Source organism: Methylophaga sp. UBA3613, from assembly GCF_002375415.1.
Classification (GTDB): Bacteria; Pseudomonadota; Gammaproteobacteria; order Nitrosococcales; family Methylophagaceae; genus Methylophaga.
The window spans coordinates 370,591-384,562 of sequence record NZ_DFLS01000008.1 but is presented as its reverse complement, the minus strand read 5'-3'; the positions used below and the strand labels follow the sequence as shown (position 1 = coordinate 384,562).

The following is a 13,972-nucleotide window of genomic DNA, read 5'->3' as shown; positions in this document are numbered from 1 at the left end:
TCTCCATTATTGTGAGTTCGGGCAAGCTTATTTTCAGCCTTGCCAAAGACCACAACAATTCTCCTGATGTGTTACCACCTAGGAAGTACGTGAGGCTTGAGCGAAGTGGTTACTATGTCGGAGAGAGTATATGGGCTGTCAGATATGACTTAATGAGCACAAATTCCGCCATGCGTTGAAATTGATTCGAATACATGAATTTTGAAAGAAAAAATGCTGGGAGTTGGCACTACAGATCAGCCACCAGCAAACTGCTGTAAAAGACAATAAGAATGCCCGTCAGCACGACCAGATAAGGCAGAATACCGGCACGGCAAATAATATCGCCTCCATTTTCATCCAGTGACATGTCTTCACGCATGGCTTTGGGAAATACGCCTTTATCTACCAGGTAATGTCGCCAGATAAAAATCGGAATCACCAGCAATGCCAGCAGAATGCCACTCATCAATGTTCCCTTTCCCCAGACATTCGCCCCCATGCCCATCAGCACCATATTTACGTATGACAATAGCGTACCAATAGCAATCAGCACTGTTGGCGCACGGTATGGTCGTTCCCAATTTGGTCGATCCAGTCGATGAATCCAACCAGCATTGAGATTGAGAAAATTAAAAATGATATATCCCACATTGGAAGCAGCAAGCAGGAATACATAATCAGACATGCTAAGCAGCACCAGATTGACAATCAGGTTGGTCCACATTGCTGCAGTCGGCGCTCCCTGTTCATTTACCTTGGATAGATAACCGGGCAACATACCGTCAATAGATCCCTGATAAAGAGTGCGTGATGAACCGGCCATAGTGGTCATCACTGACAACAGCAACGCCAGCACCAGCATCACCACAAACACATTGGCAAACATACTATCCCCACCCAGAATACCGGCCAGCACATTCGCCACCCCCATACCACTGTAGATTTCTGCCGATAACATTCCATCATAAACTGCCGGCGCCACAACCTGACCGGCACTATTGAGCGTTTCCCGCTCTACAAGCTGTCCAAGTCCCAGGTGACCCTGAAATGCCAGTGGTACCAGTGAAAACACTGCAATACACAATAAACCTGAAAAGAAAATGGCCTTGAAAGTATCGCTTTTGGGATTTTTGAATTCCCGCGTGTAACAAACCGCCGTTTCAAATCCATAAGTTGACCAGGCTGCGATAAACAGCCCTCCGGCCATCAGTTTCCAGCCTTCAAGGTTCCATTCACCATCGATCACCTGACCGATTGAATCATAGGCCAGAGGTGTCAGAGGGGTAATATTGGATAATGGTAAATCCCCGGTAATCAGTGGCACCAGGCCGACCAATATTAATGGCAACAAACCGGTCAAACCAAAGATCATGGTGGCACGTGCCGATCGAAGTATGCCGCCATTCTGTATAGCAAACACCACCAGCATCAGGGCACTACCGATGATAAATGTCGCGTTGATTCGCAAACTCAAACCGTCTTTCAGGTAGGACAGATCGACCAGCGTGATTTGCCAACTATTGATGACGGCATCAGGGGCAAACAGGGCGGAGAGAATATACCCTGCTGCCAACCCCGATCCGATAGCGAGTACCGGCCCCCAGGCTATCCAGTTGCACCATACTGATATCGGCGCAACAATCTTGATATATCGAATCCAGGCTACCGCACCATAAACCGATGCTCCGCCTGTTTTATGTGGAAATAATCCGGCGATTTCAGCATAGGTAAACGCTTGCAGAAAACCAAAACTGATAGAAATGATCCAAATCAGCCAGGCTGGCTGGCCGACTGTTGCTGCTACCGCCCCCATGGAAAACAGCACAAGTGCCGGTACGCCACTTGCTACCCAGAAGGCTCCGGTCCAGTTAATTCTACGGTGCAAAGTTGATGGATCTGCCCGATTTTCGGCCAGCAAATCAACGGCTGCCACATTGGCAATTACTGAAGGCTCACTCACCCGTTTACCCCTGTAGTTACAGCTCTTTGGCCGTATTATTTAGTTGTTATTGCTTACATTATCACGCATTGAAGAGGGTCAAAATACAATTCACAAACAGCTCAAAGCTGGGTATCTGACAATATGATTGTTATAGACATGGTATGGCAACACACCTTTAGGCGTACTTCCAAGGTGGTAGATGAATAGCTGACGTGAGTTATAGAGACTTAATACGTTTTGACAAATATTCTTGCACACACTAAAGCCACAAGGCTTAGCCCAAATATAATTACAAAAGCCAGCACATCGGCGTAAGGATATCCCCAGAATTCAGTCATTGGTTGTTACTCCATCTAATAGACCGGTATCCAACATGCGTTGTCGACCAAAGTCAGACAAAGCAAACTCAAACAATAAACGATCCTTCGCAATCGCTTCACCATCATCAAGCCGATACCCGATACGGTTAATGAGTCCGGCTGAGGCCAGCTCATCCAAAGCAATACTAAAATGATTAATCCAGTAATGGCCCTGCAGCTCATATTCAACCATTGCCCGTTGAATCAGTTCAAAATCCCACAAACTCGGGGACTGATTTAACGTGATCAGCAAAAAACCCTTTTGTGGTGGTTTCATGATTTCACCTCACGAAGAGTAGAAATGTTCTCAGCCGGTTCACGATACATAACAAAGCTGCCGGTTACGGTCAGAATCAGGCCCAACACGAAATACCATTCGGGTAGTTCCAGCGTGAATGCCATAACAAACAAGACAGCAAACACCCCGTATAAATTACCGATAGCCTCACCCCGGCCCACACCAATCAGTGAAAAACTCTTATAAAATGAGGTATAACAATATGCATGAGCAATCGAAGCCAACACCATCCAGATCATCACCATAGGGCTGGTCAGCATATCTACCAGTAATGTAATAATGGGTAAATCTGTCAGCAGGTAGATCATTGGCAATACCAGAATGCCCCAAAACAGAATTTCAAAGCTGAAGCGACATTGAATACCAACATCAGGATCAGTAACGTCCATTGCACGCGACGCTACTGCCCCCTCAGCCCCCCAACCAATCGCTGACATGATGCCACCCACATACCCAAGCCAGGCATAGTTTTCGCTTATATCAATTTCCCCAAACAATCCTGGACCATAAATGACCATGCCGCCCATGATAATAATTGCCATGCCAAGTGCAGCACGGCCGGAGATTTTTTCGTGATACCAGAGTCGCGCAATTATTGCTCCGACAACGGGATAAAATAGCGAGGTAATCGCTGCAAACACAGGGCCGACATAGCCCATCGCCATATATGAACCGAAAATGGCCATCGGACCACCACACAAAGAAGCGAGTGCATACCATTTAGAGATTCGTCTGAAACGCACAATAGTGCGTCCATAATCACGTAACTTGCCCAGCATTCCGTTCCAGATAACTAGAAACAGTAATACTACAACAGCGTGGATCCAGGTCATCACAGCCGTGGCAGCCAGACGCATGCCATGATCTCCGCTATGAATACTGACAAAGGGTTCTTCATACCACATTGCTGTACCGGGTACATACCAGGCACCCCACAGCACAGCGGTCCATAAAGCCCAGGTAAAACCCCAACGCTGACTGCGTTGGAAATGATTGTGCAGTGCTTTATCCAACGATAATGACATTAAATTTCCCTACAACGCCTGTATCAGTTCTGCAAGAGCAGCATCCATCCCCTTTTCCGACTTTTCAGGTAATACATAGTCTTCCACTACCAGACCAAACCCCGTCATATTGTGGATTTTGCGTGGGCGTGTCATCAGACGCATACGTCTGATTCCGAGATCCAGCAGAATTTGAGCACCGATGCCATAATCCTTCAACTCAATACTGGCGACAGGCAAAGAATCCGGACTGCTGATTTGCCTGAGAATGTCCTGTTCGGACTCATCACGTCGTAACAACACAATCACACCGGCCCCCTCGCTGGCGATTTTCTGCATTGCAGCATGAATACTCCAGCTATGGGAGTGTTGCTTGGCATCAAGTAATTCAATGACTGATAACGGTTCATGAACTCTGACTAACGTGCTGGCAGATTTTGTTGGATCTCCATACAGCATGACCAGATGCGTTTTATCCGTTGTAATATCCCGGTAACCGATCAACTCAAAATCACCAAACACCGTATTGATCAGACGACTGCTTTTGCGTTCAATCAATGTTTCTGTCTGATGCCGATAGGCAATCAGATCAGCGATGGTGCCGATTTTCAGGCCATGCTCACGGGCAAATCCCTGCAGATCAGGCAATCTCGCCATGCTACCGTCCTCATTCATGATCTCGCAGATCACTGCGGCCGGGGTTCTATCAGCCATTGCTGCAATATCGCAACCGGCTTCAGTATGGCCTGCCCGTGCCAGCACACCGCCAGGTTGTGCCATTAACGGAAAAATATGCCCTGGCCGAACAATATCGGTTGGAGTGGCATTCGCTGCCACTGCAGCCTGAACAGTTCGAGCACGGTCTGCAGCAGAAATACCAGTGGTCACGCCTTCTGCGGCTTCAATGGATACCGTAAAGTTGGTGCTTAACTGCGCTCGATTATGTTTGACCATCAAGGGCAGTTCCAACTGACGACAACGTGCTTCGGTCAATGTCAGACAAATCAGTCCCCGGGCATAACGGGCCATGAAGTTGATATGTTCTGCTGTGACGGCATCGGCTGCTATCACGATATCCCCCTCATTTTCCCGATCCTCATCATCAATCAGAATAACCATTCTGCCCTGGCGTATTTCATCAATGATTTCTTCTACCGGAGAGATTACTGTCGATTCAGAAAGCGGAAAACTGGGTGGCTGTAATGGATAGTTCATAGCGATCCCCTGCTTTTCTGCAACATGGCATAAGCCGAATGGTTATGTATCGACTCGAAGTTTTCACATTCAATAATGTAATCGACAATGGCTTCACAGCTATTTAACGAGGCAGCCACATCACGCACCAGATCTTCGACAAATTTTGGATTATCGTATGCATATTCGGTGACGAACTTTTCATCTGGGCGTTTGAGCAAGCCGTAAAGCTCACTGGAAGCCTGTTTTTCAATCTTCTCAATCAGAGATTTTAGACTGATAATCTGTCCCAATTCCGCAGTCACGGTAATCATTGAACGCTGATTGTGAGCACCATATTCGGAGATTTTTTTCGAGCAGGGACATAGACTGGTTACTGGAATCGCTACTTTGAGTTTAAGACTGAGCGTTTCCTGCATATTGGCAATCAGCGTGATATCGTAATCCATCATACTGCTGACGCCGGAAACCGGTGCCTGCTTACGAATAAAAAAAGGAAACTGCATTTCCAGGTGACCGCTATCTGCTTCAAGCTGAGTCAGCATAGTTTCCATGAAATCGCCGATAGTATCCGATGACATCACCAGATCAGGCGTTTCCAGCAGCTCGATGAAGCGTGACATATGCGTGCCTTTCACATCATGGGGCAACTTCACATACATATTGAAGTCAGCTACCACACGAATAGGCGCTTCATCAGCATCACTCTGAAAAAATATGGGATAACGCAGAGATTTTATACCAACTCTATCGATGATTAGGCAGCGTTTATCTGGCGTATTCTGAACATCTTCCAGTTGAATATGCAGGGGTAGGTTCATCGATCTATCCTTCTGTTTTTAGATTGCTGGTTAATCACCTGCTGTATTCCTCAAAAAAAAGGTGGATCAGCCTTTGATAACAAAAAACTGCTAATTTTGTTATCTGGCCTGATCCACCCAACGCCTCAACGAGAGAACGGATCGAGGAAATTAAATGAAGCTGAATTTAAGCTGTAACTCAGCAACGATTACATTATTACGTCGAGCAAGGGCACTAACAATTCCAAAGAAGGATTACTCCCAAGTAGTTAGAAAATCACTGTAAATTTGTGATCAAAATTACACTTCATTAGAACTGCAAAGTTCCCATTTTTACTATATGACCCGACGACTTTATTAATCTCCCGCTGCAGCATTTACAACGATCTCTGGCTGCGAGCGTGCTTCATATTGAGTGTAAAGCCAGATAGGCAGATACATTCCCAGAACAATAAAACCAACCCATGTAGAAAACCAACCCACTTCAAGACTGTTCAGATACACCACACCGATCAGGCAAAGCGGAATATTGAACAAACCGAATAGCAGAGCAACGTTCTTCCAACCTTTTGGCGCTTTGAATGGTCTGTCCAGATTGGCAAAGTTAGGATTATTTTTAGCTTTGACATAAGCAAACAGGCTGATGCCATTGGCACAGGTATAACCAATAGCTGAAGCAGCTAAGATGGCCGCCGGTGTACCCATCGAAATTAATATCAGGTTAAAAAGACCGATAACCACCATTGCCACAACGGGTGTTCCTCGTGAATTCAATTTGCCAAATACTCTCGGTAAATTTCCTTCACTCGCCATTGAGTGCATAGCTCTGGCAGAGCCAAGATAGGCTGTTTGAATAATCAGAATCATTGCAGCAATCAGCATAATAATGGCAATCATTGCACCCGCCTTACCAAAGGCAGCTTCAGCAACTGGAATCATTGGTGACAAGGGTTCAGCAAGAACACCATCAACTCCTAAAACGCCGATAACAGCCGCCTGGACCAGTACAAAGGAAAATAAACAGATTGCCCCACAGACAAACAATGCCTTGGGAACGTCCGTGCCTGGTTTTTTATATTCAGGACCATAAATCGCTGCGGTTTCCCATGCACAGGCACTCCACTGGGCAATCGCAAACAAACCGAATAAAATCAATATATGGTGCATATCCCAGGACCAATCTGCAGGCAACCAGCTGTTTGTGATATTACTGATTTCCACTGCCCCGGTAGCAAAAGGGGTAACAGTCATTACCACCAGTGGTATCAACGAAATGGCTGCCAGGATGTAACCTAAAATCGCACTGTCTTTAAGACCAAAGCTGTTGATGATAAGCAGTACACTAAAAATCACACCTCCTGATATCAAAGAGAGCTGATATTCGGTAAACATCGTTCCCAGCACCGGAAATAGTCCATGCAGATAACTACCGACAAGTATGGCAAAAATCGCCAGTACTGGATTCCATGCAAACCAGTAACTCCAGGCACTGAAACCACCGATAAGCTTTCCTTTGTCATAATTTCCATCGTAATTCTGGGTTTTGAATACATTTTGGGCAAAACCAGGTAAACCCGAGGCTTTAGGAAAGGTAGTGGCCAATTCAGCATAGGCAAGATTTTGCATAAAGCCCTGCAGTACCGATAAACCCCAGATAAGGATTGCTGCAGAGGCGACCCAGAGGGGAAAGTAACCCAATGAAGGTAAAATCAGTAACGGTACGCCGGACGCAATAGCCAGCCCCTGCTTCCAGTCTATGGAGCGTTCAAGGTCATTAGAATGCTCTCCTGTGACGGAGGCACTTGTAGTGCTCATGTTATTTTCTCTCATAAGAATCATCTCCAGCTTATTAAGCGTGTAATTTCTTGTAGTTATTATTTTGATAAGTAATTTAAAAAAAACATTTAACATGTTGAATACAGGTTCATTTCAAACCCGCTTTGAACTTAGCTTAATAATGAGGGATTGATAATTCTCCTCAATAAGTACTCCTTTAGGTGTACCTGTCAGCCGATATGCAATGCAAACTATTAAGAAAAATGTCCAGCTCCATCGCTCTATAAACTATTTCTGCTTTGCCATAGTCCAGTGCAACCGCGCCCACATATACGCATCCATGATAGATATGGCATAAATAAAAACCCCACCGGCAAACTTGCCAACCAGCGAAATATCCGGCGCAGCCAGATTGAAAGTAATGACCCCCAGAACCATCATAAAAAACACCATCATCAGACCTCTTATAGGTGCATGATTCAGTACCTGACCTACCCCGGGCAATAAAATAGCGACGAGCAGTACGAGGTATGGATGAACGGGGCGGAATGGTTTTCGCAAAGTCTCGCTCATGCGTTTTTGCCTCCAGTTAAATGCTGTTGTAAACGCTGTAGTTGACGCGTCAATGCTGCTATCTGATCAGAATCGATCGGTTCGTCATCAAATTGCACCGATCGCAAAAGTAAATAATTACCCCTGTCAGCCTGACGAATCAGATATGTCAGTCGAACTGCATCGGGGGTTATAAGAAGTTCTTTGACTTTTTGATCGGCAAATATCGTCCTGACATCAGCGTCAATTGCCTGTAGTTCTGGCGTCACACCCCGACTCATATAACGGGCATGTTCCGGCCAGCCAGACAATGGCTTAATCGGTTGAGACCATTGCCATGACGGACTGTAAAACTCGGTATTCTGTGGTCGTACCAGAATATCGAGACTGCCGTTTATGGCAGGAGTGTTAGGCAGTTGAATATGCAACCACATCACCGGAATCTTACGGGCAGTAAGGTTATCCACCTCAACCCTTAAACTCAGCGGTGTCTGATTAAAAACACCTTTTAATGAGGCATAACCGGCAGTATTAAAGTGAGTTTCACTTACATTCATGACCTTTGCGAAACCATTAAGCAAATTCGCACGCGATTGAATCACCTGTCGATGATGTTGTTTATATAGCCACCACAGGGAAAAACTAAACACAATGACCAGCGTAAAAACACCGAGCTCAGACATAATATCCTCCCCACCCTAGGGCTTGTTGATCTTTCATATACACCTCTGTTGTGAGCTGAAAAAGCGTCAATCAAGGCACGAGGAGCGCCTTTTAGTTATTCTAAATAAGCGACGAGCAACGCAGAGTGGCGCTTTTTCAGTCACAACCCGAAGGGCTGGGACTATTTTTGCGACCACCTGCGTTGTCAATCACTTGTGTAGGCAGCTACACGGCGTGCTTTCCGCCTTGTTGGACACAAAAATAGCCGCCAGCAGTGGTGGATATGAAAGATCAACAAGCCCTAATACAAAAAATAATTGACTGAACATTGAGAAATCCTCTGCAAAACAGTAAAAAATCGTGAAAAAAGACCCCGCAGTCAGCTTTTCACTCACTGCGGGGTCAACGATTAACGCACCACCGTTACCGGGCAATGCGCCTTACTGATAACCTGCTCGGCAATAGAACCAAGCAGTACCTTAGAGACACCGGTGCGGCCCACAGACCCGGTTATCACATGGTCATAATGATTTACATCAGCAAAATGGATAATTGCTGCTGCCACATTATGTCCCTGTACCGTGGTGCAGGACACCGATCCGAGCCCCTTCTGTTGGGCCTTATCAAAAGCTTGCTGCAACTCCCTCTGTATCTGCTCATCAGCTGCTCTGAGCATAGTAGAGTCCCAGAAGTAGGTTTTAGTAACATCTTCTCCAGTCGGCCTGATCACATGAATAAATGTCAGTTCAGCCTTCGCCAGAAGTGCCATTTCAACGGCAAACTCAACGGCTTTTTCAGCACTGTGAGAACCATCTGTTGCACATAGTATTTTTTTCATTTCCGCCTCCTCCTTTAATAACCTTTCGGCCGTGGCCAAGGCATGGTGAACTGATCACCGCGTTTCACAAACTGATAACGACGTTTTACAAACCACACTGAAGCAACAATGTAGAACGCCATAATTGACAGCAATGAAGCGCCGTAACCGAGGAAAGTAGCAAAATAAACCACCGAACAAAGCGCTAGCAGTGTAAATGCCGGAATAGGATGAAACGGATGAATGTAGCCACGCTTAATCACATCCAAAGGCCACATTTTTCTGAATCGCATCATATTGAAGGACATAAAGGTATAGCCCAACAAACCTGACAGAATCGAGAATGTAATGACCTGATCCAACAGACCGGTGAATGCAAATGAAACAGCTATTGGGATCAGGAAGATGATGGCCCGGAATGGCGTTCGGTAATGAGGATGAATGGCTCCGAACCAGGTTGGCATATAACGGTCACGCCCCATTGAAAACCAGGCTCTTGCCGCATCATTGATACATCCGTTAGCAGAAGCAATCGCCGCAAACATGGTGCCGATAAACAACACTATCTGCAGCGATGGATTACCAATAATGGATGCCGCATCATACAAAGGAGTAGTTGCCTGTCCCAGATATTGCCATGGCATCAGACCCGTGGAAACATACCAGGTTAAAGTCGCAGCCACCAGCAGGGTTAGAATTCCACCAATAGTACCTAATGGAATAGCTCTTCCAGCACTACGTACCTCTTCTGCAGCCTGACAGGTTCCTTCAATCCCCAGGTAATACCACATGCCGAACTGCAATGCCGCAACCACCCCAATCCAGCCATAGGGTAACTCAGTTAATAAATCACTATGCTTGAGAATATTGCCAGGATTCAGTGGATCACTGCCAATAAACAAAGCAATAATGGCCAGAAAAGCAAACAGCGTAATGACAAAATTTACCGTCAGGGTCATAAACACCCCCCGGTAATTCAGCCAGGCCAGAAAAGCGATGGTCAACACCACAAACGGCTGGGGATTCAGATCGGCATAACCTGTGGCTGAAGCCACCGCAGCCATCAAATCTCCAACAATCAGTGCATCGGCAGCTTCCAGCATGGTATAAGCCATGACCAGATACAGACCCACATTAAAGGCCATAAGCGGCCCAATAATGTGTTTGGCCTGAGTATACTGCCCACCCGCTGCTGCCACAGTTGATGTCACTTCAGAGTCGATCATCGCCACGCAACTGTATAACAACCCAATTACCCAGCATGCAATCAAAGCACCATATGCACCACCTTTGGCAACTGAAAAGTTCCAGCCCATAAACTCACCGACCAGTACGATACCGACGCCAAGTGCCCAGACATGAAATGGATTCAACACTTTCAGCATTGAAATACGTTTTTGATCTCCACCAGTAGAAGTAGATTGGCTCATTTGTCTTCTCCCTCGTGTTTGATTTGCTCCAATAATTCATCAGAGCCTTCTCGAGAACTGACCAGTAGCTCCTCATCAAACTGACGAGAGACGCTCACGGCATCGACTACAATCCATAACAGCAGCCCGGCAGAAATGATCCAGGCGGCATAGCTCAATAAATCCCAATAAATCATCTCGCGTCCCCCTGTTCGTTATTTGCCTGGCTACCAGCAGTACCGAATTTTTCCGCAATCACCTCGCGGTATTGCCTGTCTGAAACTCGGAGAACAAAAAAGAAGTAACCGATAATGACTAACGCCGTGATAATCAGCATGACCGGGTCGATGGTGTAATCAAATCGGTCGTTAATGATCTCAGCAGCAGCTACCTCATCAAAGCCTAGCTTTTGCCACTGTTCCTGTTCCACGGGTGAGACATCAAGAGACTCCCAGGTGATTACCTGGGCAGACGTTGTTTCATCGGCTGATTTGGTATCAGACTCCAGAAACAAAGGGATATAAAGACTTACGTAAACTAAAAATAGAATAAATAAACTGTCAAATAGTTGACCGCGTTTATGCTGAGTTTTGGGGATATAGTTAGTCATAGCCTTTCCTCATTAGTAGACTCTTGCATTAATTTTTTCGCTTCTCGATTTTCATCAAGATGCTTAATGTCTAATTCGTAAATGAAATTCTTATCTTCAGCGTAGTGTTTGGTCATTGCTGCCACTGACGCCGTATTGAAAATCACTAACAATGCACTGGAAATTATCAACACCACTCGGATGAAGGGATCTTCCACAATGCTCAAGATACTAATGAGGACAAAGCCTATTGCCAGCCAGAGTAAAACGATATCTGACCAGGCCATAACACAGTCCCTTTTGTACATACTTTCTATACGTTTTTTTAAATTATTATTCATAGTTATGTCTCTCTCTGATTTAAAGATAGTTAATGACTACACTTTTGCCTCCTCTGTGAAATGAAAAAAAAAGGGCTGATGCCATCATGAATAAACTGACTTAAATTGACGGGGTAAGGATCTCTTTAAGTAGGTTTAATCAAAACAGCATCAGCCCTTGTCTCGATTACTCTTAGTAATGCGTTATCAGAACTGCTGTTGGCCTGGTATCCAGTTAGTACCAGCGAGTGGTACTCTGGCCATTGCAGCGGATTCCACTGTTAAGGCCACCAAATCTTCAGGTTCAAGGTTACGCATATCATTTTTGCCACAGGCACGTGCCAGTGTCTGTGCTTCCAGTGTCAGCACACGAAGATAATTGGCCAGACGACGTCCACCTTCAACTGGATCCAGCCGTTTGCTGAGCTCCGGATCCTGGGTTGAAATACCTGCCGGATCACGACCTTCATGATAATCATCATAAAAACCGGCAGCTGAACCAATCGCTTTGAACTCTTCATCATATTTAGGATCGTTACATCCCAATGCGATCAAGGCTGCTGTACCGATGGCAACTGCATCAGCACCCAATGCCATACATTTAGCTACGTCAGCGCCGTTACGAATACCACCGGAAACGATCAGCTGTACTTTACGATGCATGCCCATTTCCTGCAGCGCCTGAACGGCCTGTGGAATAGCGGCCATAGTTGGAATACCAACATGTTCGATAAAGACTTCCTGGGTTGCCGCCGTACCGCCCTGCATACCATCAACAACGATGACATCAGCACCGGCTTTAACCGCAAGCTTCACATCGTAGTAAGTACGTGTGGCACCGACTTTGATATAGATAGGCACCTGCCAGTCTGTAATTTCACGCAATTCAAGGATCTTGATTGCCAGATCATCCGGACCCGTCCAGTCTGGATGACGGCAGGCACTGCGTTGATCAACGCCCATCGGCAAGGTACGCATTTTGGCGACCCGCTCAGTAATTTTCTGGCCCAACAACATGCCACCACCACCTGGTTTAGCACCTTGTCCCAACACCACTTCGATAGCATCTGCCTTACGCAGATCATCCGGATTCATCCCATAACGCGATGGCAGGTATTGATAGACCAGTTTGGTTGATTGACCACGTTCTTCAGGCGTCATACCACCGTCACCGGTTGTGGTTGAAGTGCCTACTGCAGACGCACCACGGCCCAGAGCTTCTTTTGCATTGGCCGATAAGGCACCAAAACTCATACCGGCTATGGTTACCGGTGTTTCGATAACGATCGGTTTTTTGGCAAAACGGGTGCCCAATGTCACTTGGGTATTACATTTTTCACGATAACCTTCCAACGGATAACGAGACATACTCGCACCCAGAAATAACAAGTCATCAAAATGTGGCAACTTACGCTTGGCACCCCAGCCACGGATATCATAGATACCAGTTTCCGCTGCCCGACGAATTTCGGACATGGTCGACCGATCAAATGTCGCTGACTCACGGAGCTCGGTAATGTATTTCTTTTTTTCACTCATAATAGATTCCTCGTAAAATCAGCATTAATACGCAGAAGCGTTATCGACTTTGAAATTGTATAGTTGACGGGCTGAACCATAACGTTTGAAGGCATGGGGATCTTCATCCACCCCGGCACGCTTGAGTAAATGACTCAGTTCCTGGATGTGTTCATCACGCATTTCTTTGGCAATGCAATCCGCACCCAATGATTTCACTTCGCCTTTGACGTAAATGTGAACTTCATACAGTGAATCACCCAACGCATCTCCGGCGTCACCACAAACCACGAGGGTACCGGCCTGTCCCATAAAGCAGCTCATATGGCCAACATTGCCTGTTACGACTATGTCCGAGCCTTTCATTGAAATGCCACAGCGTGAACCAGCGTCACCTTCTATAACCAACAGCCCACCGATAGAGGTAGCGCCTGCAGAAGATGAAGCATTACCTTTAACGCGGACACTGCCAGACATCATGTTCTCTGCTACGCCTTGACCCGCACTACCGTGAACCACGATATCGGCTTCTTTGTTCATGCCCCCACAGTAATAACCGGCATGTCCCTTGATATCGACTCTGAGTTTCTGATCAAGACCTACGGCCAGGTTGTGCTGTCCTTTTGGATTAAGCACTTCCCACTCTGTTTCAGTACATGCAGCAGCCTGGTCATGTAACGCCTGATTTAAATCACGCACTGTTTGTTTTGCTAAATCAATAGTTTTCATTGTGTTCCCCTTAAGCACTT

15 protein-coding genes are annotated in these 13,972 nt (G+C 46.1%); all 15 read right to left on the bottom strand.

What is annotated here, in order from left to right; translation table 11 throughout:
• Positions 1–229: 229 nt before the first annotated feature.
• The 15 genes from B3S93_RS11665 to B3S93_RS11595 all read right to left on the bottom strand — a co-directional run bounded on the left by B3S93_RS11665 (position 230) and on the right by B3S93_RS11595 (position 13,952).
• Entirely contained in the window at positions 230–1,942 is a 1,713-nt protein-coding gene (locus B3S93_RS11665) for an APC family permease (protein ID WP_292402344.1), read from the bottom strand.
• Between the two features lie 312 nt (positions 1,943–2,254).
• Positions 2,255–2,560, bottom strand: coding sequence for a hypothetical protein (locus B3S93_RS11660; protein WP_292402341.1), 306 nt, complete (start codon positions 2,558–2,560; stop codon positions 2,255–2,257).
• The gene (locus B3S93_RS11655; protein WP_292355678.1) at positions 2,557–3,606 is read right to left on the bottom strand and encodes a DMT family transporter; all 1,050 of its coding nucleotides are present in this window, start codon (positions 3,604–3,606) and stop codon (positions 2,557–2,559) included. Before B3S93_RS11655 ends, B3S93_RS11660 begins: the two co-directional genes overlap by 4 nt.
• A gap of 9 nt (positions 3,607–3,615) precedes the next feature.
• The gene (ribBA, locus tag B3S93_RS11650; protein ID WP_292355676.1) at positions 3,616–4,800 is read right to left on the bottom strand and encodes a bifunctional 3,4-dihydroxy-2-butanone-4-phosphate synthase/GTP cyclohydrolase II; all 1,185 of its coding nucleotides are present in this window, start codon (positions 4,798–4,800) and stop codon (positions 3,616–3,618) included.
• On the bottom strand, positions 4,797–5,600 hold the full coding sequence (folE2, locus tag B3S93_RS11645) for a GTP cyclohydrolase FolE2 (RefSeq protein WP_292402338.1): 804 nt from the start codon (positions 5,598–5,600) through the stop codon (positions 4,797–4,799). The genes ribBA and folE2 overlap by 4 nt, the downstream gene beginning before the upstream one ends.
• 336 nt (positions 5,601–5,936) lie before the next feature.
• Complete coding sequence (locus B3S93_RS11640; RefSeq protein WP_292355672.1) at positions 5,937–7,394, bottom strand: APC family permease; 1,458 nt, start codon at positions 7,392–7,394, stop codon at positions 5,937–5,939.
• A 249-nt stretch (positions 7,395–7,643) separates the two neighbouring features.
• The gene (locus tag B3S93_RS11635; RefSeq protein WP_292355670.1) at positions 7,644–7,928 is read right to left on the bottom strand and encodes a hypothetical protein; all 285 of its coding nucleotides are present in this window, start codon (positions 7,926–7,928) and stop codon (positions 7,644–7,646) included.
• Positions 7,925–8,590 (bottom strand): hypothetical protein, encoded by a 666-nt coding sequence (locus tag B3S93_RS11630; protein WP_292402336.1) that lies wholly within the window; start codon positions 8,588–8,590, stop codon positions 7,925–7,927. The genes B3S93_RS11635 and B3S93_RS11630 overlap by 4 nt, the downstream gene beginning before the upstream one ends.
• Before the next feature lie 389 nt (positions 8,591–8,979).
• On the bottom strand, positions 8,980–9,408 hold the full coding sequence (locus tag B3S93_RS11625) for a universal stress protein (protein ID WP_292355666.1): 429 nt from the start codon (positions 9,406–9,408) through the stop codon (positions 8,980–8,982).
• A gap of 14 nt (positions 9,409–9,422) precedes the next feature.
• Positions 9,423–10,817: an APC family permease gene (locus B3S93_RS11620; protein ID WP_292355664.1), complete on the bottom strand. Its 1,395-nt coding sequence runs from the start codon at positions 10,815–10,817 to the stop codon at positions 9,423–9,425.
• Positions 10,814–10,993 carry a hypothetical protein gene (locus B3S93_RS11615; RefSeq protein ID WP_292355662.1) on the bottom strand — a complete coding sequence of 60 codons (180 nt, stop codon included), beginning with the start codon at positions 10,991–10,993 and terminating at the stop codon, positions 10,814–10,816. The genes B3S93_RS11620 and B3S93_RS11615 overlap by 4 nt, the downstream gene beginning before the upstream one ends.
• Positions 10,990–11,406, bottom strand: a complete 417-nt coding sequence (locus B3S93_RS11610; protein ID WP_292402333.1) for a hypothetical protein — start codon at positions 11,404–11,406, stop codon at positions 10,990–10,992. The genes B3S93_RS11615 and B3S93_RS11610 overlap by 4 nt, the downstream gene beginning before the upstream one ends.
• A complete protein-coding gene (locus tag B3S93_RS11605) occupies positions 11,403–11,726 on the bottom strand; it encodes a hypothetical protein (RefSeq protein ID WP_292402331.1) in 324 nt (107 codons plus the stop codon). The genes B3S93_RS11610 and B3S93_RS11605 overlap by 4 nt, the downstream gene beginning before the upstream one ends.
• A gap of 186 nt (positions 11,727–11,912) precedes the next feature.
• The gene (locus B3S93_RS11600; RefSeq protein ID WP_292402328.1) at positions 11,913–13,244 is read right to left on the bottom strand and encodes an FMN-binding glutamate synthase family protein; all 1,332 of its coding nucleotides are present in this window, start codon (positions 13,242–13,244) and stop codon (positions 11,913–11,915) included.
• Between the two features lie 24 nt (positions 13,245–13,268).
• Positions 13,269–13,952, bottom strand: coding sequence for a protein glxC (locus B3S93_RS11595; protein ID WP_292355654.1), 684 nt, complete (start codon positions 13,950–13,952; stop codon positions 13,269–13,271).
• Positions 13,953–13,972: the final 20 nt, after the last annotated feature.